The sequence below is a fragment of the Shewanella intestini genome (genome assembly GCF_018221465.1).
GTDB classification, from domain to species: Bacteria; Pseudomonadota; Gammaproteobacteria; order Enterobacterales; family Shewanellaceae; genus Shewanella; species Shewanella intestini.
Genome location: NZ_JAAIKR010000010.1, coordinates 65,083 through 86,603 on the forward strand (window position 1 = coordinate 65,083; position 21,521 = coordinate 86,603).

At 40.5% G+C, this 21,521-nt stretch carries 21 protein-coding genes; 12 read left to right on the plus strand and 9 right to left on the minus strand.

The window, feature by feature from the left end; genetic code table 11:
* Positions 1 to 30 precede the first annotated feature (30 nt).
* Entirely contained in the window at positions 31 to 1,893 is a 1,863-nt protein-coding gene (locus G3R48_RS11010; protein ID WP_153664042.1) for a methyl-accepting chemotaxis protein, read from the minus strand.
* A 283-nt stretch (positions 1,894 to 2,176) separates the two neighbouring features.
* Here G3R48_RS11010 and G3R48_RS11015 point away from each other — a divergent pair, with 283 nt between their 5' ends.
* The 3 genes from G3R48_RS11015 to G3R48_RS11025 are packed head-to-tail and all read left to right on the plus strand — an operon-like array spanning position 2,177 to position 4,274.
* A complete protein-coding gene (locus G3R48_RS11015; RefSeq protein ID WP_153664044.1) occupies positions 2,177 to 2,734 on the plus strand; it encodes an RNA polymerase sigma factor in 558 nt (185 codons plus the stop codon).
* Complete coding sequence (locus tag G3R48_RS11020) at positions 2,731 to 3,309, plus strand: anti-sigma factor (protein ID WP_153664046.1); 579 nt, start codon at positions 2,731 to 2,733, stop codon at positions 3,307 to 3,309. Before G3R48_RS11015 ends, G3R48_RS11020 begins: the two co-directional genes overlap by 4 nt.
* Complete coding sequence (locus G3R48_RS11025; protein WP_153664048.1) at positions 3,306 to 4,274, plus strand: DUF4097 family beta strand repeat-containing protein; 969 nt, start codon at positions 3,306 to 3,308, stop codon at positions 4,272 to 4,274. The genes G3R48_RS11020 and G3R48_RS11025 overlap by 4 nt, the downstream gene beginning before the upstream one ends.
* A 225-nt stretch (positions 4,275 to 4,499) precedes the next feature.
* Here G3R48_RS11025 and rsuA read toward each other — a convergent pair whose 3' ends face one another.
* A complete protein-coding gene (gene rsuA / locus G3R48_RS11030; protein ID WP_212593315.1) occupies positions 4,500 to 5,195 on the minus strand; it encodes a 16S rRNA pseudouridine(516) synthase RsuA in 696 nt (231 codons plus the stop codon).
* Between the two features lie 287 nt (positions 5,196 to 5,482).
* Between rsuA and G3R48_RS11035 the strand changes: the two genes are divergently transcribed.
* The 4 genes from G3R48_RS11035 to G3R48_RS11050 all read left to right on the plus strand — a co-directional run bounded on the left by G3R48_RS11035 (position 5,483) and on the right by G3R48_RS11050 (position 9,596).
* Positions 5,483 to 7,573 carry a M13 family metallopeptidase gene (locus G3R48_RS11035; protein WP_153664052.1) on the plus strand — a complete coding sequence of 697 codons (2,091 nt, stop codon included), beginning with the start codon at positions 5,483 to 5,485 and terminating at the stop codon, positions 7,571 to 7,573.
* A gap of 165 nt (positions 7,574 to 7,738) precedes the next feature.
* Entirely contained in the window at positions 7,739 to 8,524 is a 786-nt protein-coding gene (locus G3R48_RS11040; RefSeq protein ID WP_153664054.1) for a nucleotidyltransferase family protein, read from the plus strand.
* Between the two features lie 125 nt (positions 8,525 to 8,649).
* On the plus strand, positions 8,650 to 9,051 hold the full coding sequence (locus G3R48_RS11045) for an SMI1/KNR4 family protein (RefSeq protein WP_153664056.1): 402 nt from the start codon (positions 8,650 to 8,652) through the stop codon (positions 9,049 to 9,051).
* Positions 9,052 to 9,095: 44 nt separating this feature from the next.
* Positions 9,096 to 9,596: a DUF4447 family protein gene (locus G3R48_RS11050; RefSeq protein ID WP_153664058.1), complete on the plus strand. Its 501-nt coding sequence runs from the start codon at positions 9,096 to 9,098 to the stop codon at positions 9,594 to 9,596.
* Between the two features lie 152 nt (positions 9,597 to 9,748).
* Here the strand turns inward: G3R48_RS11050 and G3R48_RS11055 are convergent, their stop codons facing one another.
* Positions 9,749 to 10,393 carry a glutathione S-transferase family protein gene (locus G3R48_RS11055; RefSeq protein ID WP_153664060.1) on the minus strand — a complete coding sequence of 215 codons (645 nt, stop codon included), beginning with the start codon at positions 10,391 to 10,393 and terminating at the stop codon, positions 9,749 to 9,751.
* A gap of 505 nt (positions 10,394 to 10,898) precedes the next feature.
* On the opposite strand from G3R48_RS11055, the gene G3R48_RS11060 reads away from it, so the two are divergent.
* A complete protein-coding gene (locus tag G3R48_RS11060) occupies positions 10,899 to 11,363 on the plus strand; it encodes a YehS family protein (RefSeq protein WP_153664062.1) in 465 nt (154 codons plus the stop codon).
* A gap of 226 nt (positions 11,364 to 11,589) precedes the next feature.
* Positions 11,590 to 13,278 carry an NAD-dependent malic enzyme gene (locus G3R48_RS11065; protein WP_153664064.1) on the plus strand — a complete coding sequence of 563 codons (1,689 nt, stop codon included), beginning with the start codon at positions 11,590 to 11,592 and terminating at the stop codon, positions 13,276 to 13,278.
* Positions 13,279 to 13,377: 99 nt separating this feature from the next.
* Here the strand turns inward: G3R48_RS11065 and G3R48_RS11070 are convergent, their stop codons facing one another.
* Complete coding sequence (locus G3R48_RS11070) at positions 13,378 to 13,809, minus strand: DUF3069 domain-containing protein (RefSeq protein WP_153664065.1); 432 nt, start codon at positions 13,807 to 13,809, stop codon at positions 13,378 to 13,380.
* Between the two features lie 15 nt (positions 13,810 to 13,824).
* Positions 13,825 to 14,313 (minus strand): phosphatase PAP2 family protein, encoded by a 489-nt coding sequence (locus G3R48_RS11075; RefSeq protein ID WP_228497447.1) that lies wholly within the window; start codon positions 14,311 to 14,313, stop codon positions 13,825 to 13,827.
* A gap of 405 nt (positions 14,314 to 14,718) precedes the next feature.
* Here G3R48_RS11075 and G3R48_RS11080 point away from each other — a divergent pair, with 405 nt between their 5' ends.
* The gene (locus G3R48_RS11080; protein ID WP_153664067.1) at positions 14,719 to 16,635 is read left to right on the plus strand and encodes a tetratricopeptide repeat-containing diguanylate cyclase; all 1,917 of its coding nucleotides are present in this window, start codon (positions 14,719 to 14,721) and stop codon (positions 16,633 to 16,635) included.
* A gap of 123 nt (positions 16,636 to 16,758) precedes the next feature.
* Positions 16,759 to 17,958: a tRNA epoxyqueuosine(34) reductase QueG gene (gene queG / locus G3R48_RS11085; protein WP_153664069.1), complete on the plus strand. Its 1,200-nt coding sequence runs from the start codon at positions 16,759 to 16,761 to the stop codon at positions 17,956 to 17,958.
* Between the two features lie 217 nt (positions 17,959 to 18,175).
* Here queG and G3R48_RS11090 read toward each other — a convergent pair whose 3' ends face one another.
* From G3R48_RS11090 to G3R48_RS17420, 3 genes are all read right to left on the minus strand, one after another.
* Complete coding sequence (locus tag G3R48_RS11090) at positions 18,176 to 18,475, minus strand: hypothetical protein (protein ID WP_153664071.1); 300 nt, start codon at positions 18,473 to 18,475, stop codon at positions 18,176 to 18,178.
* A gap of 362 nt (positions 18,476 to 18,837) precedes the next feature.
* Positions 18,838 to 19,092: a hypothetical protein gene (locus G3R48_RS11095; protein ID WP_153664073.1), complete on the minus strand. Its 255-nt coding sequence runs from the start codon at positions 19,090 to 19,092 to the stop codon at positions 18,838 to 18,840.
* Positions 19,092 to 19,169, minus strand: coding sequence for a hypothetical protein (locus G3R48_RS17420; protein WP_380713777.1), 78 nt, complete (start codon positions 19,167 to 19,169; stop codon positions 19,092 to 19,094). Before G3R48_RS17420 ends, G3R48_RS11095 begins: the two co-directional genes overlap by 1 nt.
* Positions 19,170 to 19,774: 605 nt before the next feature.
* Here G3R48_RS17420 and G3R48_RS11100 point away from each other — a divergent pair.
* Complete coding sequence (locus tag G3R48_RS11100) at positions 19,775 to 20,677, plus strand: LysR family transcriptional regulator (protein ID WP_153664075.1); 903 nt, start codon at positions 19,775 to 19,777, stop codon at positions 20,675 to 20,677.
* Here G3R48_RS11100 and G3R48_RS11105 read toward each other — a convergent pair.
* Positions 20,660 to 21,400 (minus strand): HDOD domain-containing protein, encoded by a 741-nt coding sequence (locus tag G3R48_RS11105; protein ID WP_153664077.1) that lies wholly within the window; start codon positions 21,398 to 21,400, stop codon positions 20,660 to 20,662. The two genes, G3R48_RS11100 and G3R48_RS11105, sit on opposite strands and share 18 nt — an antisense overlap.
* Between the last annotated feature and the right edge of the window lie 121 nt (positions 21,401 to 21,521).

The following is a 21,521-nucleotide window of genomic DNA, read 5'->3' on the forward strand; positions in this document are numbered from 1 at the left end:
AGATAGCACCGAGGTTAATTGATAAAGAAATTAAACCTTAAATTGGCTCACCGCTTCTTGTAAACCTGCTGCTTGCTCTCTTACATCATTTGAAGATGTTGCATTACCTTCAGCAGCAATAGAAGACTCTTCTGCAATGTCACGTATTACCACGACGTTTTTATTCACCTCAGCCGCCACCATTGACTGTTCTTCAATTGCCGTTGCAATTTGAGTACTCATGTCCATGATATTGGTGACATCATCATTGATTTGTAGCAATAGTTCACCAGAGTTAGCAGCTTCAATAGCGCTTTCAGCACTTTGGGCTTGGCTATGTTCCATTAATTTCACAATATCTTGGGTACGGTTTTGTAACTTACCAATGATCCCTGAAATCTCTTCAGTTGACTCTTGGGTACGCATCGCTAAATTACGCACCTCATCAGCAACAACAGCAAAGCCGCGACCTTGTTCACCAGCACGCGCCGCTTCAATTGCCGCGTTAAGTGCTAATAAGTTGGTTTGCTCTGCAATACCGCGGATAACATCTAACACACTACCAATTGTCACACTGTCATTTTCAAGCTCAGCAACAACTGAGGAAGAATCATTCAATTGTTTCGCTAACGCTTCAATTTTATCAATAGTTTGTCTTACACCGTCTTGACCATTTTGCGCATTCTCAAATGTTTGACTGGCTTTTAAAGCGGCTAACTCAGTGTTTTTAGCAATTTCATCAATGGTTGCTACCATTTCGGTGATGGCCGTTGCCACCATATCGGTTTCATTTAATTGTTTCGCTACACCTTCTGAAGCAACATTGGCATTAAGTGACAACTCATGGCATGAGTCATTCATTGCGCCAACAGAGCTGTTAACGTGCTCAATCAAGACTTGGAACGACGCCACCATTTCATTAAAGTGCTGAGCAATTTTAGCTAATTCATCATTACCGCTTTCATCACAGCGTAATGACAAATCTTTATTATTCTCAATCTTGGTAATAATTTGAGTAATGTTATTTACCGGCGTAATAATGCTTCTAATAATAAAGTAAGCAATAATTGCAAGCAGTAAGGCAATAATAACAAACCCAACAATGCTCATTGTTGTAGCTGAAGATTGTGCCTCATCAATTGCTTTAAAGGTTTCTTTATGTAGAGATTTAATCGCCATATCAGTGGAATGGATAACATCACGCAACTGCGCCATCTCACCCTCATTTTCTGTTAGACCAAAGACCTTCTCTTTCGCAACGACATTATTAAAATCGACTTTATAACTCGCCATTTTAGTTTTAATGTCCATCTTCGTTTGATAAGGCAAGTCACTGTTGCTTAATGCCTGGTCAAAATCATTAATGGTGTCATTAAATTTGGTTAAATAATTGAGGTCACGGCGCATGATAAAATCTTTTTCAATCCGTCTTAATTGCAACATATAATTAGTTAACGAATCTTGATTTTGCTCGACAAGAGCGGTTTCAACGGCGTGAACAGCTTGACGTAAAGAACCATATAAACCGTCTGAGTGAGTTAAACCAATTTGTTGTTTTAACTCTACAAGCTTATTAAAACTTTGATTATAACGATCAAGGCTTTGCTCTAATGTTTTAAGGTCAGTAACAGAAATGCCGTTCTCGGTAAGAATTTTTTCAACACTTTCGACATGCTTGTCAACATTGGCCGCGTTTTTCGAATGATTGACCACATATTTAAGATCAAAACGGGCAAGGAAATCTTTTTCTTGAATGCGTAATAATGACACTTCCTTCTCAATGCGCACAATATTTTCTGTCGCCGTAGATAAGTCACTCAATTTTGAAGTTGATATGTTTTGTAAGCTAAACATAGCTAACACCGCGGTCATTGACACAACGGCATTAACGATTAATTTTGATCTGATAAGCATATCAGCTCCTTTAACAACGATTAATTACATTTACTACATTAATTATAACGGCTAACTAAAGATAAACTTGATTCAAAATCGAACATTTAAATCATTAACATCAAGATAATAACCAACATGTAAATTTAATTAACATCACCCACAACATTTACGATACAACCCAAACCATATGCCTACTTATCATTTATGATGTACACCTACTCATAGTGTGGAGAATCAACATAAACCATTTTGCCACTTAGGCTGTCTAATAATTAAATTAACTATTTTAGGTTTCAACTTAATGAAAAGGAGCGAGGATATCGACATCAATACACTCGATAATCTCACGAGTGATTCACAATTAGCCACGTTAGCGGCCAATGGAGATAAAAGCGCATTTCATCAGCTTTATCTTCGCCATCATCAACGGGTTTATGCCATCAGCTTTCGTTTTGCTGGCCAACATGCATTAGCCGAGGAAGTTACTCAAGAATGTTTTATTAGATTATGGAATAAAATTGATCAGTTTAATCAAAGCAGTCAATTTACCACTTGGTTGCATCGACTATGTGTGCGCCAAGCAATTAACACCATGAAAGTGCAACACACATTTTGGCAGCGATTCTTACCTTTTCAAGACAACGATTCTTTGATTGAACCGTGTGAACAAGCCGCTGAATACCATCAATTAGATAAGTATATCTGTCGATTACCTAAACAAATGCGCATCGTGTTTGTACTAATCGCCATTGAAGGTTATCAGCACAATGACGTTGCACAACTACTTGGTATTGCTCAAGGCACCAGTAAAAACCACTACTTTAAAGCTAAACAGCTTTTACAGGAGATGTTGTCATGAAAAAGTCATCCTCTGAACCTCATTTATCGGCCGCCTCTCATTCAGCAGAGCCGCTTAATCACCTTGATAAGTTAATTGCCAGCGCGCCACATGAAATAACACCTAGGCACGACTTGTGGCCGGCAATAGAAGCGAGGCTGCACAAAAAAAATGCCCCTAGTGTTAACGATAATCGTTGGCGAAACGTCGCAATGGCCGCTTGCATAACCTTAGCGGTACTGGTGACATGGCAATGGGACAAAGCCCCCGAAACCTTACCAACACAAGCGTCATCGCTCGATCTACAACTGATCAACGACATTGACCAAATTGCACTGCGCCACGCTCAACAAGTTCAACAACTTCAGATTGGTGTAATGCAAGCTAATTGGCAAGGCGACCCATTAACCCAGGGAATACAAGAATTAACCGTTGCCGCTAATAAAGCCCAACAAGCTTTAGAGTCTGCGCCGCAAAATCAACAATTATGGCAATTGTGGTTATGGCTACAACAGCGTCAAATACATTTACTCAAACAGCAAAATAAACGATTCGATTTTAATGCTAACCAATATACACAAGGAACTTCAATATGATGATGCAACTTAACTTCCCCCAAAAAGCGCTCACGAAATTTGTCACAACGTTAGTCATCACGTTATCTTTAGCCAGTGCTAGTGCCTTCAGTGCAGAGGAAGTGTCGCAACAATTAACCGCGCCGAGTCATGCCAATATTGATATCAAGGTGCAGCGTGGTAACGTAAAAATTATAGGGTGGGATAAAAACCTCATTCAGGTTGAAGGCACATTAGATGCACTTTCTAAAGGACTTGTTTTCAAAAAAGACGGTGACGAATTCACCATCGAAGATAAGCTCCCACGCAGCTATTCAGGTAAACGTGGTCAAGGTTCTAATCTCGTTATTAATGTTCCGAATAAAACCGATATCGAAATAGAAGGTATCTCTTCTGATTACAATATTAGTCAGCTTGTGGGCGAAATTGAACTTGAAGTGGTCAGCGGTAACATTAATGCGAGCGACCTAGATGGAGACATAGAGCTCAGCGCCGTGTCGGGAAACATTCAAGCTTCACAACTCAGTGGTGACATTGAATTAGAAACCGTCTCAGGCAACATTAACGATAATCATAGTCAAGGCGAAGTGTCTTATCGCCTAGTAAGCGGTGACTTAACCGCTAGCAGCCAAGCGACTAAAATTAAGGTAGACCAAGTATCAGGCAAGATTGATGGCAACTTCAAGCCAGCTAAGCATATTAAAGTGGTCGCCGTGAGTGGCGATATAAGCCTTAAATTATCCGATTCGCTGTCTCGCGCAAAATTAGAGTCTGTCAGTGGCGACATCACCACAGCATTTAGCAATATCCCCTCTGTTGATGTCAACATCAATGGCGGCCCAGCGGGGAAAATAACCAACCAACTTACCGACCACAATGTTATTAAAGGTAAATATCAGCCAAGCAGCACATTGCAATTTAGAGTAGGTAATGGCGCTGGAAAATTATCAATAAATACCATCAGTGGACACTTAACCATTAAGTAAAAGTCGCTGCATTCCACAAACACAATATTGTGATAACAAAAACCAAACTCATTGAATGAGTTTGGTTTTTTAAGTTAGTGACGAGCTTATTTACCGCGATAAATAAACTGGATAAAAGTAACGGTTACGGCCAAATAACCACGGCATATAACGCATCATTTAAACCGAACCAATTAACGTGGTTAACACTATCTGTACTATCGCAGTATATTAAGCCTAATACAGTTATTTAACTGAGCTGACTTCTTCTTTCGTTAAGTAACGCCATTCACACGGCTCTAAATCATTATCAAGTTCAATCGCGCCAATGGCCTCACGGTGTAAATTCACCACTTTATTTCCAACCGCACCAAACATACGTTTCACTTGATGATATTTACCTTCACTAATGGTCAGCCTGACATGGTGTGAGTCAATAATATCGAGCACGGCGGGTTTGGTTAATCCATCTTCACTTTTTAATGCGATACCTTGCTTAAAAATGTCGGTCATTTCATCAGCAACCGGGTCAGCTAACTCAACCCAATAACGTTTGCCGCAGTCTTTTTTCGGCGAAGTAATTTTGTGTGACCATTGTCCATCACTGGTGATAATGACTAACCCTGTGGTATCAACATCTAATCGCCCAGCAATATGTAAGTTGTCAATTTTTTCAATATCTAATAACGATAAAACTGATTGGTATTCTTCTTCATCAACATTTGAACAAATAGTATCAACGGGTTTATTGAGCATAATGTAACGCTCACCAATTAATTGCAGCTCATTACCGTCGACTTCAATTAACATTGTATCTGTCACTTTAAAGCTTGGGTCTTTAATGACCTCACCATCACAAGTGACCTCGCCTGATTTTAATAAGCGCTTGGCTAACGAACGGGTTAACTCAGTACTTTCACAAATGAACTTATCTAATCTCACAATACTACCCACATGATTCAAACCACGGTATTATGCGCGATAGCACAGCAGACATAAAGTAAATTGAGCCGCAACATGCTATTTATGCGCCCAGTTACACCTCGTTACAAACAAACCCAAAAGTAAGCTAAACTCTTGTTAATCCCAATCGTGGGTCTTACCATACCAATACAAAAAAAATGTCAACGCTCAGCAAATTAATACTGTTGCTAGCATCAAGGCATCAATATACAAATAAAATAATAAACCAGCTTTATAAAAATGACTTCTTTACTAAGGGAATTAATATGAAAAAACGCGTCATTAGTGGCCTATGTGCCTCACTCATTGTTAGCTTAAGCGCATGTAACACTGACAATGTTCCAACCAATCAAGCACCAGCAGATGCCGTAAAAACACAAGCCGCTACCGCTGTTAGCCAAGCACTGAGCTCAGGTATCGATTTTTCTAATATGGACAAAACGGTTCGTCCACAAGATGACTTTTACTTGTATATGAATGGCGCCTGGATGAAAAGCGCTGAAATTCCAGGTGATCGTACGACTATTGGGGCATTTTATGACTTACGTGAAAACGCTCGAAATGACGTAAGAGAAATTATTGAAGATCTCAGTGCTAACACTCATTTAGTTGCGGGCACTGACGAACAAAAAGTAGCTGACCTTTATCGCTCATTTATGGATGTAGATACCTTGAACAAATTAGGTATTACTCCAATTCAAGCAGACTTAACCAAAATTGATGCCCTAAAAAATAAAAGTGAGCTAACCGCTTATTTTGGTGAAAGCCAAGCTAATGGCGGCCCAACACCCATTGCTTTTTATGTTGATATTGATGCAAAAGACTCAAGCCGTTATGCCACTCACCTTTATCAATATGGTTTAAGCTTGCCAGAAAAAGACTATTACTTTAACCAAGCAGAACGCTTTGTGAATATCCGTAATAAGTTTGCGCTACACATTGAAAAAATGTTTGATTTAGCCGGTCTTGCAAACGGTAAAGTTGCAGCACAAAAAATTCTTGCACTTGAAACGGCGATAGCAAAACAACATTGGGATGTCGTTCAAAATCGTGACAGCACCAAAACCTACAACAAATACCAAACCAAGGATCTCGCAACACTGGCACCAGACATTAACTGGCAAGGTTATTTAGCAGCACTTGGCGCTGACAAGCAAAGCGATATCATTATTAATCAACCTAGCTTTATTAAAGGCTTCGATCAGCTGGTTAAAAATACCGATCTTGCAACGTGGAAAACCTACCTAACTTGGCAAACATTGTCGCAAAGCGCGAGCGATTTAACCCAAGCGCTAGATGCAGAAAACTTTGATTTTTACTCTAAAACACTTAACGGCCAACAAGAGCAACAACCTCGTTGGAAACGCGGTGTAAGCACCGTTAGTGGCACATTGGGTGAAGTGGTCGGTAAAGTGTACGTTAAACGCCACTTTGCACCCGAAGCCAAAAGCCGTATGACTCAGCTTGTGGCTAATTTAAGTCATGCTTACGCCTCCAGTGTTGACTCGCTTGACTGGATGAGCGCAGAAACGAAAGTGGCAACAAAACAAAAGCTGTCTAAATTCACCTCAAAAATTGGCTACCCAGACAAATGGGCTGATTACAGTAAATTAACTATTCAGTCTGACGATCTTATCGGCAATCTAAAACGCGCTGCCGTTGTATCACATAACAAAGACATCGCGAAACTAGGTCAACCTATCGATAAAGGTGAATGGCATATGACCCCACAAACGGTCAACGCTTATTACAACCCGACCATGAATGAAATTGTGTTCCCTGCCGCCATTTTACAACCACCGTTTTTCAACCTTAAAGCTGACGATGCAGTTAATTACGGCGGTATTGGTGCCGTAATTGGCCATGAAATGGGACACGGTTTTGATGATCAAGGAGCTAAATTTGACGGTGACGGCAATATGCGTAACTGGTGGACAGATGCTGATTTAAAAGCATTCCATGTAAAAACTAAAGCCTTGGTTAACCAATTTAACGGTTTCCAAGTATTTGATGACCTACACGTTAACGGTGAGCTGACTCTTGGCGAAAACATCGGTGACTTATCTGGTGTCACCATTGCTTATAAAGCCTACAAAATGTCGTTAAAAGGTAAAGAAGCCCCTATCATTGACGGCTTAACCGGAGATGAACGTTTCTTTATGGGCTTTAGCCAAATTTGGCGTGTAAAAATGAAAGAAGAAGCAATGCGTAACCGCGTAGCAACGGATCCGCATTCACCGGGTCACTTTCGCGCATTAGGCGCACTGTCTAATGTACCTGAGTTCTATAAAACCTTTGACGTGAAACCGGGCGACAAAATGTATGTTGCACCAGAAAAACGCGTGAAAATTTGGTAATCACGGCATTACCCATAGAATAAGTTCCCCTAAAAAAGCGCCTACTTATGGCGCTTTTTTTATTTGTGATCGCAAAGCAACTTTATTCTAAACACGCTTGTTGTTCAGTTCTGATTCAGTATGCTAAAGGTACAGTTAACGCACCTAAAGTAAAGGACTGAATTAATGAATCGTATTTTTCGTACTCTATTTATTTTTTTAATTTTACTGACCACCCGTGGCGCTGTCGCTCAACCTCAACAAGTTAAAGTTAACCTATTAAATAACGGTAGCTATAACTTTTCTCAAACGACTCGCAGTGAATTAGACGAGCTCAACGAACTAGAAGACTTTCAACACGGTTTCCCGTTGCAACCAAGTAATGACTTTGAATTACTGATGAGTCTGTCAATTACAGCACAAGACGAGCTAGGCTATCTCATCAACCAAGTTTCAATGGCCTCTCACACTCAAGCGGTGCTTGCGCCCAATAAAGATAAACAGCGCGCACAAATTAAAATTGACACCAAATTTGCCGGACAAGCGGATCAACTCACTGACTTAGTTCGCGCAAGCATTGTTGCTGACGACGTGAGTTCACTCATTAGCGCTTATGAAGCGTTAACTAAGCAAGCTGACGTAGTACAACTTAAAAACCGTTTTGCACAGCCTAAAGCCTCAGGCTATCGGGATTTAAATGCATTAGTGAGGTTGCCACATAGCGGCATGATTGTTGAGGTGCAATTTCATCTTAATAATATTGCCGATATAAAAAGCGGTCCAGAACATGACACTTACGTGCAAATTCAAGCCATAGAGTTACAAGCCAACCGAGAACATCGCCCATTAACTGATTATGAATTACACCGTATCACCAAGTTAAGACAAGACTCGCACAAGCTCTACCATAAAGCATGGTTAAGCTATAAAAGACAACACAGCGCCAAACATAGCATTACCCAAGCCGCTTAGGATTTACCCGCTTCTCTAGTTTGCGCTCACATATTGTGAGCGCTTTTTTTATTCTCATTCACCAAGCGATTTCGCTTCTGCTATAATCGCGCCCATTGAATTTATTGAACCGCTTAAGGTCACCCATGAACGAAATTATTGAACAACTTCGCGAATTAAGCGAAACCGTTCCAGTGCCGCTTACCTTGCCGACATTTGAACAAATTGTTGACGTTGAAGAGCAAATCCTTATCTCGCTACCAAACGATTTAAAGGAATATTTACTCTTTGGTAGCGACGTAATTTATGGGGCACTTGAACCCGTTACCGCCTCAGATCCTTATTCACACACTTATTTACCTGAAGTTACCAGTTATGCATGGTCTTTAGGCATGCCAAGAGATGTGGTGGCGATTTGCCAGCAAGGTGAAGGTTTTTATTGTATCGACCAAGATGGCCAAGTGTCTTTTTGGCAAGACGATGACTTTTCTGAAGATGTTTGGGAGTCATTCTGGGATTGGGTTGAAGCGGTTTGGCTTGCACAATAACCTAATTGGGTTCATTTTACTGTTACTAATTATTGAGAATTACCATGTCAAAAATCACCCCATTAAACGCCATTGAAATGCAATGTTTACGTCAATCATTTGGGCTTAGTGTGGAGCAAGTTGCCACGTTAACTAAATGCACTAAAGAACAAGTCATTGCTTGGGAAAGCGCGCAAGACACCGCACCAATGCAGGCACAAAAAGCATTATTAGATATCGATGATATCATCGAAATGCAGGTGTTAAATACCACTGACGGTATTGAAGAATTATTTAAAAAAGAACCTAAACGTCATCTGGCATTTGTGGTTTATCCAACTCAAGCACTATACACCCAATATAATCCTGAATTTTTAAGTTCATTACCCCTAACCGAGTTATATAACACTGCTGCTTGGCGGATCAAAAAAGAATGTAAAATCGTGTTAGAAGTTGAAGTCACGTTAATTGCGCTTGATGCTGAAGCTTATAAAGCTTATCGCGCCGACAATAACATGAGCGAAAGCCGTGAAAGCCGTGCTAAATGGGCTGCAACCCAGCTGTAATAAGCATGTTTAACGCTTAAAGGTCAACACACCCTAATAACTAAAAAGGAAGCCAGTGGCTTCCTTTTTATATTTCTGCGGTTAATACATTGCGACTAAATTGCGTTAACGCTTTATTTCACAGAAGGGACTTGGCTGAGTTTACGTTAGAATTAACTAATCTTCTCTTTAGCCGCTTTAGCTATGGCTTGCGTTTTTTGCAATGCACTGGCTAAGGCTGGGCGATGTTGCAAACGGTCTCTAAACGCCGCCATCTTTGGCGGAATATCTTGCTCAAACAACGTCGCCCACATTAAGGTTTGCGCTAATAAAATATCGCAATTGGTAATCGTATCACCCAATAAAAAACCTCTTTCAGGGATCCATTGCTCGGCAATTTCAGCCGCTTTATCAAACTCATATTTCGCGACCGCAAGCATCTCAACCAAACGTAGGTTTTCTGGTAAAGCAAATTTATGTTTACCCATACTCCAAAGTGGCTGTTCTAACTCCGTAATAATAAAACTCACCCAGCGGTGATGCTGCGCAGCTAAGGCCGTTCCTGGCGCTGGCAAAAATGCCCCTTCACCGTAACGCTCAGACAAATACTGCATAATAGCCGCAGATTCGGTCAACACAATATCACCGTCTTTTAGTACGGGCATTTTACCGCTAGGGTTCATCGCTAAGTAGGACTCACTGCGATTATCACCTTCAGCAAAATTTAAAAAACAAAACTCCCAATTCAAGCCTAACTCTTCTAATAACCATGACACCCGCAGTACTCGGCTACGTGGTGTACCATAAAGAGTGATCATTGCAATTCCTTAAAAAATAGACGAAAAAATGGCTTTGCCACTTAACGCCACCTAAAAACAGGCGGGCTTACAGATTGATGGTTGCCGTTAACTTAGTCGTTTATATCACAAGTAACCGCGTTATCATCAACGATAAGCCATCTTGCCACTAACTGAACCTTGTCGTCATTAGGCTTAGTTCATCTTTAACAGTTATTTTGCCCTTAACAGTAACGATAACGGTGCACTTTTCGCCTTCACGTTCAATGACCAACCATGGCGCGTAAATTTGCCACTAATGCCAGCCGGGCTGTAAACAGTTTACCTAAGCCTAAACATATCAATAAATAACATGTATTCATGCCTTAAAAGCACCGCCGTAAACCGCGCTATCATCGAGATTAAGCCATGAATTACCGCAAGTGAATATGGATGCGAGAAACAACGTCAAAAATACTGTTTCTACAAGCGATAAAGGCTATAATACCGCCTTATTCCACCACAGCGCAGCCGCGTAAAGAGACCTATGTTAAACAACGATATTCTTCGTCGTATCCGTTTTGTATTCGACTTTTCTAATAGCAAAGTCATTGATATTTTTGCAAAAGCCGATAAAGCATTGACAACAGAACAAGTCATTGCCCTATTGAAAAAAGAACAAGATGAAGGCTACCAGCCCTGCAATGACACAGTAATGTGTCAGTTTTTAGATGGGCTGATTATTACAAACCGCGGATTAAAAGAGGGTGCTGAACTACCTGCGCCGGTTAAGCAACTTAATAACAACCTTATTTTCAAAAAGTTGCGTATTGCTTTGGAATTACGCGAAGAAGATATTACTGCCATTTTAGCATTAGCCGACTTCACGACTTCAAAGTCAGAACTTGGCGCGTTGTTTAGAAATCCCAGTCATAAAAACTTTAAGGCTTGCGGCGACCAAATGCTCCGTAACTTCCTTAAAGGCTTGTCAATTAAACATCGTGGCATGTAATGCCGCTTTTATAAAAGGTGTGATGAGTGAATCACTCACCTTTAGTTGAATTAACGCGCAGTGCAAACTGCGCTTTTTTTGCTATAAACACTTTTATTGCACAATGGCATCAATAAAAAACGTGAAATAGATCACTAAACAGACCACAAAGATAATGAGACGTGGTAATCTACGCCCAATCAAATTAAAGCCAAAAACGAATAAAATTAAACAGTAAGGTTTCCCCATGGACGATAACAAACGCCCTCTCTATCTTCCTTTTGCAGGCCCTGCCATTCTTGAATCTCCTTTACTTAATAAAGGAACGGGATTTAGTGAAGAAGAGCGTATTTTCTTTAACCTTGAAGGGCTCATCCCTTGGGAAATAGAGACAATTGAAGAACAAGTTGAACGCGCATATCAGCAATATACCAACTTCAATAACGACCTCGACAAGCACATTTATCTGCGAAATATTCAAGACACTAACGAAACGCTGTTTTACCGACTCGTGCACAATCACATAAGTGAAATGATGCCTATTATCTACACCCCGACAGTCGGATTGGCGTGTGAGCGTTTTTCAAAAGATTATCGCAGAAATCGGGGCTTATTTATTTCTTACCCCAATAAAGATCGCATTGAAGAAATGCTTAACAATGCGACACGTCAAAAAGTAAAAGTCATTGTGCTCACAGACGGTGAGCGCATTTTAGGCTTAGGAGATCAAGGCATTGGCGGCATGGGAATTCCAATTGGTAAATTGTCACTATATACCAGCTGTGGTGGTATCAGTCCGGCTTATTGTTTACCAATTACCTTAGATGTTGGTACCGATAACCCACATCTTCTTGAAGACCCAATGTACATGGGATGGCGACATCAGCGTATCGCAGGCCAAGAATATAATGACTTTGTTGAAGAATTTATGCAGGCAGTTCATCGTCGCTGGCCTGAAGCTTTAATTCAGTTTGAAGATTTTGCGCAAAAAAATGCCATGCCATTGCTTGAGCGCTACAAAGATCAATACTGTACCTTTAATGATGACATTCAAGGCACAGCAGCTGTGACGGTGGGGTCGTTGCTCGCTGCCTGCAAAGCCGCAAAAACCCAATTATGTGAGCAACGTATCACCTTCCTTGGTGCAGGCAGTGCCGGTTGCGGTATAGCTGAAGCGATTATTGCTCAAATGGTCTCAGAAGGCATTACTGAGGCACAAGCTCGTGCGCAAGTATTTATGGTAGATCGTTGGGGGTTATTGCAAGATAGCATGCCTAACTTATTACCTTTCCAGCAAAAACTCACTCAAAGCGCACAAGCATTAGCCCATTGGCAAAAAGCAGATGAGAATATTTCATTATTAGATGTGGTCAACAATGCCAAGCCTACGGTATTAATTGGTGTATCTGGTGCTCCAGGATTATTTACCGAAGAAATCATACGTGCCATGCATCAACATTGTCCGCGTCCAATTGTGTTTCCGCTATCTAACCCGACCAGCCGCGTTGAAGCCACCCCAAAAAACATTCTGCATTGGACTAATGGCGAAGCTTTAGTTGCAACAGGCAGTCCTTTTGAGCCAGTTGTCGTCAATGACATCACCTATCAAATTGCCCAATGTAACAACTCATTTATTTTCCCGGGTATAGGCCTTGGGGTATTGTCTTGCGGTGCAAGCCGTGTGTCTGATGAAATGCTGATGGCTTCAAGCCGTGCATTAGCTGAGTGCTCACCACTTGGTCAACACGGTACAGGTTCATTATTACCGGATCTTGAACACATTCAATCTGTGAGTAAATTTATTGCCTTTGCGGTGGCAAAAGCAGCCATTAAACAAGGTTATGCTTTACCGTGTTCTGATGAGTTATTGCAACAATCTATTGAAGATAACTTTTGGAAACCTGAATATCGCCGCTATAAACGAACCTCGTTTTAAGCGCCAGCGTTCAGGAATGAAAAATAAAAAATCCCAGCATCTATGCTGGGATTTTTTATTTGTTCAATCTGTTTTAATTTACCATTTTAGCCAGCTAAATTACTCAGCCATCACCAATTTAATGCTATTGAATAAAGAACGATCGGTGCGCGCTTTTTTAAGCTTACGTAAACTTTCTTTTAATGACGCTTGCGCTAAACGCCCAAAAACGCCGTCATATTCTTTATCATTCATTTCTTCTTCTGACTCAGCAGAATCAGCAATTTCTTGGGCTACGCGGCTAAGTTGCATCCACGCATTGGCAATATAAAAACCATGAAATTGCGCTTGGGAGAATAATTTTTGTGCACTGGCAGGCAGTGCGTCCCAAGATTGTTGAAATTCACCCGCTTTATCTGCCAATAATTCAGCCAATAAGCCCTCATAAGCTTCAAGTAAAGTCGCAGGCATTTTAGTCATTGGTAACACTTTATTTGATACGTTATATGACACTTGCTTTACGGTATCAGCATACTGCTGTTGTTCACTCATTGTATTCTCTCTATTTTAAAATTGGCCGCTGACATAAACGCCATAAGTGCCATTATACGCAATCGGCGTGATATTTACGCCCTTAAACGGCTGAGTAAAATACCAACCGGCTAATGCGCCAATTGCCGCCCCCGCCAACACATCGCTGGTTTCATGCTTGTCACTGGCCACTCTGCTATAAGCCACATAACTTGAAGCCACATATGCAGGTACGCCATATTCCCAGCCATAACGACGATAAATAAAGGTCGCAGCAGCAAAGCTGTCGGCGCTGTGTCCTGATGGAAAAGAATCATTACCACTTCCGTCGGGACGGTCTTTATCAACGGTATATTTTAATGCTTCAACGCCAACACGACTAGATGCAAGCGTTGCAGCTAATTGCCACATACCTTGATAATCATCTTCAATCAATAACGTTGCTGACAATGCCGTTAATGGCAAAGCAAGATGAAGCACATCACCAGATTGCTCAAGGTTACCCGCACTGACGACTGGGGTCATCAACGACAGAGTAAGCGTTAATATTGCACTCGTTTTTTTAAGCATCATCATTCACTTCACCGTTAAAATTGCTGCGGATGCTAACGCTAAACACCAGTACAAAGCAATACATGTTACACATTGATAAACCATCATAGAAAGACTTCACCGCCGAGAATGTTTCACGCTATAATACATTTAACGCTATAAATTTATAACAATCAAAGTGTTATTTATCACACTGATTAACATAGCCGCCAGCACAATAATCGAGTTAAGACACCCTGATTCATCAACAACACAAAGGTGTCTCGTTGCAAGCAAAAGTCATGGTTAGGTATGTTTACTACGCGGCAAAAACAATCACCGTTGATTAAATTCTACAACCATATAAAACCATCACATTTTTTATTAAGAGCATAAACATTGTTGCATTTATCTATCCTAAATAAAGTACTCATACTTGTTTATTTAAGTACCATCATTGCATTGTGTGCTCAGGCAAGTGCTGATCAATTCGAACAAACTCACTTTGAATCCAGAAATGATAAACAGCAACGCGCTGACGTTATTTTACTTGCGTTAGAAAATGGCATTACCGACCAAGAGGAATACCAACCTCTTTTTAATGAATTAGAAACCCTGCTGCAACCTGATGATATTCAACGTAAAAAACGTTATGTCCGTAATGTTTGTTGGTATCAACCTAGCAATACCACTCAAGAAGTTGATCAAGCCATTGCTTACGCTGATACACAAATATTGGTTTACGCTAAGCCCTATCCATCAACCATATTAACTGACTTACATTTGTGTCGAGGTTGGTATAAACAATTAAACTCTTACACGCAAAGTGCTCATAAAGACCTTAACTTTGCCATCAACAGTGCCTACCAAATAGAAAACCCTCGCCTCATTGCTGACGGGCGCAGTATTCGCGGTTCAATGTATTCTTATCAAGGTAATTACAGCGCGGCTTTAGAAGATTTAATCACCGCACAGCAACTGTATGAATCAATCAATATGCCTTATTGGGCAACATATAACTTAGGTGAGCTAGCCGCTACCTATCGTCGCTTTGGTGATGCCACTACGGCATTGAAATATCAAAAACAACTAGAGCAACGCTATATTGACGATGATAAAATATTTGATGCCAATGAACTTAGTATTCAAATTGGTTATTCATTAAGTACATTAAAGCGTTACGATGAGGCAATTAAACGCTTTAAAAAATCACGTCAATTTGCCATCGATAATGAAGACCCAATACTGGCAGCCGACATGGCAATCAGCATCGCTAGTGAATATATAAAACAAGGTAAGTTCAGCCAAGCTAAGTTATTAATTGAGCAAGAAAAAGATAATATTCCGAGTGATTTCAGCGCCCCATACAGTTATTTAACCTATACCCAAGCGCAATTAGCACACCATGAAAATCAGCCAACAAAAGCCCTTAAACTATTAAACCGTTCGCTTGAAGCGTTTGTAAAAAATAACAATCAACGTGGCATTAGCGATGTTGAAATGCTCACCAGTCAAGTTCATGCCAGTAATGAACAGTGGCACCAAGCATACATAGCATTGCAGCAATATTTAGTGACTCACAAAAAACTTGACCAAAAGCTACTAGATGAACGTAACGCAGAAATGCAGGCGCGTTTTGACACGTCAAAAATTAAACGAGAAAATCAATTATTGCTCAAAGCTGCTGAGGCTAAAGAGCAACGTTTAATGATGATGGAACGTAACGATGTATTGCAAATTATTGTGATAATTTTAAGTTCGATTATTTTGGTTTTCTTATCTATTTTTGCTTATAAATCATTAATTAAACAACGTACCTTCCGCCAACTTGCATTAACTGATGAACTAACAGGGTTATCCAATCGCCGTGACACCTATAGCCATGGGCATCGATTTTTAAAACAAGCTATTAGTCAAAATAAGCCATTGTCGATTATTTCATTTGATGCTGATCATTTTAAAGCAGTGAATGACGCATTAGGTCATGACACTGGAGATAAGGTATTAATGAAGCTGGCCGAGCTTACCGCGACCATGATGCGTGACAGTGATATTGTTGGCCGAGTTGGCGGTGAAGAATTTCTCATTCTATTGCCTAATATCAATAAAAATACCGCCGTTGAAATTGCCAAACGATTAATTTTGACTATTGAGAAATATGACTGGAATCAAGTTGCTCCGGGGTTAAGCCAAACCGTCAGCGCGGGGGTGAGCACCTTAGAAAACGAAACCACTTTAACCCCATTATTATTAAAAGCGGATAAAGCCCTTTACTCAGCCAAAGCATCTGGACGCAACTGTGTCGTTGCAGAATAATACAGCATTTCGTGGCCTTGGTAGCTATCATTGCGCGGTTCAAGCCAATTTTGACGATAAATAGTCGTAAAAAATACCTTGTAACCGCTATAATTTGCCTGAGTTCTTAACAGGCCCTAAGTCATGACCCACACACCCGCAGATAGCCATCCAATCAATATAGAACCGAAACCACAATTAACTGACGCCCAGTTAATTGAGCTTGCGCAGCAGATTAAACGCTGGGGGCAAGAACTTGGGTTTGCAAATATTGGCATTACCGATATTGATTTATCGGCACACGAACCCAAACTGCAAAGCTGGCTAGATAACCAATATCACGGTGAAATGGCTTATATGGCCAATCACGGCATGATGCGCGCACGGCCTGCTGAATTACACCCAGGAACAATTAGAGTGATCAGTGCCCGTATGGACTACTTACCGCCTAATGCAGGCTTTGCCGTTAATTTAGCCGATCCCAATTTAGGTTATATCTCGCGGTATGCCGGTGGGCGTGATTATCATAAACTCATGCGCCAACGTCTTAAAAAGCTTGGAGAGCGGATCTCATCCCATTGCGAACAGCTTCATTCAAGCCATCATAACTTTCGTCCCTTTGTTGATTCCGCCCCAATTTTAGAACGCCAACTAGGTGATAATGCAGGTTTAGGTTGGACTGGCAAACATTCATTATTAATCGACCCACAAGCTGGTAGTTGGTTCTTTTTAGGTGAGCTGTTGGTCGATATTGCGCTGCCAACTGATAAAGCGATAACGCCGCAATGCAATCAATGCGTGGCATGCATTAAGTCATGCCCAACCAATGCCATTGTTGAAGATGGCGTTGTTGATGGCAGGCGCTGCATATCTTACCTAACGATTGAATTACAAGACGCCATTCCGCTGGAGTTTAGAGAAGCAATAGGTAACCGCATATATGGTTGCGATGACTGCCAACTTGTTTGCCCTTTTAATGGTCAGACACCATTAACTCAAGAAAATGATTTCCATACCCGTGAAAAGCTAATTCAACCCGATTTACTCAATTTATTTTCTTGGGATGAAACCACTTTTTTGTCACTCACTCAAGGGAGTGCAATTCGGCGTATTGGCCATAGACGTTGGCTACGCAACATTGCAGTTGCACTAGGAAATGCCCCTTTTAACGATGCAATCGTATCGGCATTAGAGCACAAAAAAAACAGCCAAGAAGTTGATGAAATGGTCATCGAGCATATCGACTGGGCACTTACAAAGCAGCGTCAACAACAAGCAAGCATAAACCGAAAAACTCAACGAGTGATAAGAACCGTTCAGCGCGGTATGCCCCGAGATGCTTAATGCATGTTAGGTAGCGTTGATGCCGTACCTGTAAAGCAAAGGGCTAAATAAGTAAATAACCGAAATAAAGCGAAAGGATAAGTTGCGGCGCGATAAACTCAGGTAACACAGACGACTATTTGCCGCTGAACGGATATTTATAATAAGTAAACTAAATACGGATTTATTAACAAGACGAGTTATTGCCTACATCATCAACAATGTAGGCTTACGTTTTTTAGCGTTTTGGACGAGGTAATTTAGGCAGCTCAAGGCCAATATAAACTAAGCGTACTAAAAAAGGTAAGAGTGACAATAAAATGCCCCAAAATGCCAACGGATAAAAGAGTGATTTACCACTACAGATCGGAAGAGATTGGTAAACGCATCGATGATCAAGTACCTGAACATCCGTTAATGCATATCCTTGTGATGCCGCTGTCACTAAATCATAAGAAAATGTTGCCTGAGCAAAAGCGGAAATAGGCAAACATAATAAACACAGTATAAGCATTGCTGTTAATCGCTTCAAAAACATATTTCCTCCCCAAAATTTAATCACTAAAGGCATGCATCACTCATCGCGTTTAATGTGCGCTAGCGATTGCTTGTATCAATATGACTCTAAAGTAATATGGAAAGTTCATCTAGATAAAGTGCTAATTTTACTAATTTTTTATTTTATTGATCTTCGATCAATTTTATACAAAAAGTGAATCCAAATCACAGGTTCTCTCTTTAAATCTGTGTGTGAATTGTTAACAATATTCACTTATGAATGTTTTTGTTGTACTAACAACATTAACAATGTGCTGGCTCAAACTTAATCTAACACTCTGTTTTTAAAGTGCAATTTGGATTACCTTACAATCATTCAAGCAGGTTCTTATCAATAGTTTTTTAAATACGGTTAATAATATCAACAACTTGAGAGATATTTGGTGAATAAATATCTTCACGAGCGAATAACCAATATAAAATGATCACCAACCCAGTCAAGATGCCTTTTAAAGGTTTATTCATTAAGCTTGGGGCGTAAGTTCTCCATTCAAAGGTCATCGCCTGCAAACTCGATATCAACATGGAGCAATGGCGGTTTAACGCCGCATGAACAATAATGTTGCTTCCAAATATTTTCGGTAAAGGCCAACCCATTAAGCCATTAAGTCATTAAGCCATTGTTCAAAATACGCAACCATATCATCATGCTTAGCCTCACCATGAACTAACACATCTATCCCCTATCGCGACTGTCGTTCAATGGTATTTTTAATCACCTTTTTAATTGGGTTTGGTATTGCGCTTGTTCAATTTCCCCCTTGCGCCAACGATTATGTCCCCATCTAATGGATGGCATTTGCAAAAATCACTGATTATTGGTCATGGCGGCAAGTTTAACGCTTGTTGCTGCGTGAGTTATCTTAGCTCAAATGTTTGTGAACGCGTAAAGTCACGCTCAGCTAAGCTCACTTACTTTTGTTAGCACGTCATCGTAATAAGCAAAGTCATCCACTGCAACTGAGTCAATTGCTGCACCAACTTCCCATGGCCAATGAGGGTTTTAATGCTAAAGCCACTTATTGACATTAGTTTTGATTAATTTCACCACGCCAATATTGCTCTAAAGCAAGTGTTAATTCCCGTTGATGACCCATTCATAGAGAGCCTAATGTTGTAACTTTCATACTAAATACGCCCTTAACAATTATTACATGTTACTTTTATGTAAAAAAGCAACGCAGGCGTCTGGACGTCTAGAAGTTTGTTGTGATAGTCTTAACCTCATCAATCGACTTGATTTCAATGGTGACGTGAACAAAATTCATGTGGAGATAATATGATAGAGCTAAGACACCTTCGTACTTTAATGGCGCTAAAAGAGAGCGGCAGTTTAGCTGGAGCGGCAAAGAAACGTTTCGTGACACAATCAGCTTTGTCGCATCAAATTAAAGAACTTGAAACCCGAATAAACTCAGCTATTTTCGTGCGTAAGAGTAAACCACTGGCGTTCACGCATGAAGGTGCTCGGCTACTGAACCTCGCTGAAGAAATTTTACCAAAAGTCATTGAGACTGAGTCTGATTTAAAACGTGGCTTAGAAGGTGAAACCCAACAGTTTAAGCTCGGCATTGAATGCCATAGTTGCTTTAAATGGTTAATGCCTGTTATTGAAAAATTCAAATTAATTGAACCACAAGCACAGATTGATATTTCAAGCCGTTATGCATTTGACTCTTTAAACGCATTAGAAACAGGTGAGTTAGACATTGTGTTGAGCTCAGATCCTGTTCCAGGGCACACCATCGCATATCAACACTTATTCGACTTTGAAGTGAAACTATTGGTATCTACTGAACATGAGTTAGCTTCTCAGTCTGTCGTTTACCCAGCTCAATTAGCCCAACAACCGATTATCAGTTATCCCGTTGCCATCACTAAATTAGATTTGTATAAGCACTTTCTTGAACCTGCGGGGGTAGAGCATGGGGTGCAAAAACAATGTGAGTTAACGCCAATGTTATTGCAACGGGTTGCTTGTAATGACGGAGTGACAACATTGCCGAATTGGTCGATTAATGAAGGACAAGGCATGAGCCTAAAAGCATTGAAATTAGGTAATGAAGGACTCACAAGGCCGCTATTTGGTGCTTACCGACGTAATGCCACAAATACCAACCTTATTAATAAATGGTTTGAACTCGTTGCCCAAGAAGGTATTAAATTACAACGGGTTAATTAATAAACCACGTTTAGACAATACTTTGCGTAACACTAGCCCAGCCGAATTGGGGTTTTGTGTTTGCGCAAGGTTATGAGCAATCATAAATTCACTACGCAACTCTTCATCTAGACCTAATGATTCAAATGCCTCAACAGATAAAATTTGCTGTTGTTTATCGATAATGGCTTTCACAATTCGTAGTGACAATGGGGGTTCTGCGTCTGCGTTTAAGTAAGCAAATGCCGTTAAGGTAATGACCTGACCAAACACACTAAATAACGCTAATGTTTGAACTTCATCAGCATCGATCGCTAATTTGTTGCCTGCATCTTCTTCCTGCCTTAACACCTCTAACGATGATACGGCAATATCTTCAGTTAACTGCCAGTAACCGTGCACTAATTTACGGTAAGGCTCATCAAGTGAGTCAAGGCGTTCTTTTAAATAAAATGCAAATGCATAACGATAGATATTCACTTGCCCTAAGCGAATTAGCGCATCTTTAACACTGCGGTTTTTTGATTGCACAACACCAGCTGCTTGCGCGGTATTGGCTCTAATTAACAAGTGCGCTGCTAGCGCAGGATCTGCTGAAACCGTATCAATAACAATACGAATATCAGCTTCATTAATTAGGGCTTTTTTTAATGGTGTGAGTATATCTCTGCGACCAAGCACCTGTTCTTCATTAGAAATAATTGCGCGGACTTGATCATAAACATCTTGCTCGAGTGTCGTCATATTTGCTGAGCACCTTGTAACTTTATATTGCAACCGAATTTAGCGACTAACCTGATACTAGGTCAAGCATTCTGTACAAAGAAAATAAAAAAGCCAACAAATTTATGTTGGCTTGGTAATC

Excerpts from the sequence above, each read along its gene's own strand:
- G3R48_RS11010 (WP_153664042.1), bottom strand. The coding sequence starts at position 1,893 with ATGCTTATCAGATCAAAATTAATCGTTAATGCCGTTGTGTCAATGACC.
- G3R48_RS11015 (WP_153664044.1), top strand. The coding sequence starts at position 2,177 with ATGAAAAGGAGCGAGGATATCGACATCAATACACTCGATAATCTCACG.
- G3R48_RS11020 (WP_153664046.1), top strand. The coding sequence starts at position 2,731 with ATGAAAAAGTCATCCTCTGAACCTCATTTATCGGCCGCCTCTCATTCA.
- G3R48_RS11025 (WP_153664048.1), top strand. The coding sequence starts at position 3,306 with ATGATGATGCAACTTAACTTCCCCCAAAAAGCGCTCACGAAATTTGTC.
- G3R48_RS11035 (WP_153664052.1), top strand. The coding sequence starts at position 5,483 with ATGAAAAAACGCGTCATTAGTGGCCTATGTGCCTCACTCATTGTTAGC.
- G3R48_RS11040 (WP_153664054.1), top strand. The coding sequence starts at position 7,739 with ATGAATCGTATTTTTCGTACTCTATTTATTTTTTTAATTTTACTGACC.
- G3R48_RS11045 (WP_153664056.1), top strand. The coding sequence starts at position 8,650 with ATGAACGAAATTATTGAACAACTTCGCGAATTAAGCGAAACCGTTCCA.
- G3R48_RS11050 (WP_153664058.1), top strand. The coding sequence starts at position 9,096 with ATGTCAAAAATCACCCCATTAAACGCCATTGAAATGCAATGTTTACGT.
- G3R48_RS11055 (WP_153664060.1), bottom strand. The coding sequence starts at position 10,393 with ATGATCACTCTTTATGGTACACCACGTAGCCGAGTACTGCGGGTGTCA.
- G3R48_RS11060 (WP_153664062.1), top strand. The coding sequence starts at position 10,899 with ATGTTAAACAACGATATTCTTCGTCGTATCCGTTTTGTATTCGACTTT.
- G3R48_RS11065 (WP_153664064.1), top strand. The coding sequence starts at position 11,590 with ATGGACGATAACAAACGCCCTCTCTATCTTCCTTTTGCAGGCCCTGCC.
- G3R48_RS11070 (WP_153664065.1), bottom strand. The coding sequence starts at position 13,809 with ATGAGTGAACAACAGCAGTATGCTGATACCGTAAAGCAAGTGTCATAT.
- G3R48_RS11075 (WP_228497447.1), bottom strand. The coding sequence starts at position 14,313 with ATGACCCCAGTCGTCAGTGCGGGTAACCTTGAGCAATCTGGTGATGTG.
- queG (WP_153664069.1), top strand. The coding sequence starts at position 16,759 with ATGACCCACACACCCGCAGATAGCCATCCAATCAATATAGAACCGAAA.
- G3R48_RS11090 (WP_153664071.1), bottom strand. The coding sequence starts at position 18,475 with ATGTTTTTGAAGCGATTAACAGCAATGCTTATACTGTGTTTATTATGT.
- G3R48_RS11095 (WP_153664073.1), bottom strand. The coding sequence starts at position 19,092 with ATGGGTTGGCCTTTACCGAAAATATTTGGAAGCAACATTATTGTTCAT.
- G3R48_RS11100 (WP_153664075.1), top strand. The coding sequence starts at position 19,775 with ATGATAGAGCTAAGACACCTTCGTACTTTAATGGCGCTAAAAGAGAGC.
- G3R48_RS11105 (WP_153664077.1), bottom strand. The coding sequence starts at position 21,400 with ATGACGACACTCGAGCAAGATGTTTATGATCAAGTCCGCGCAATTATT.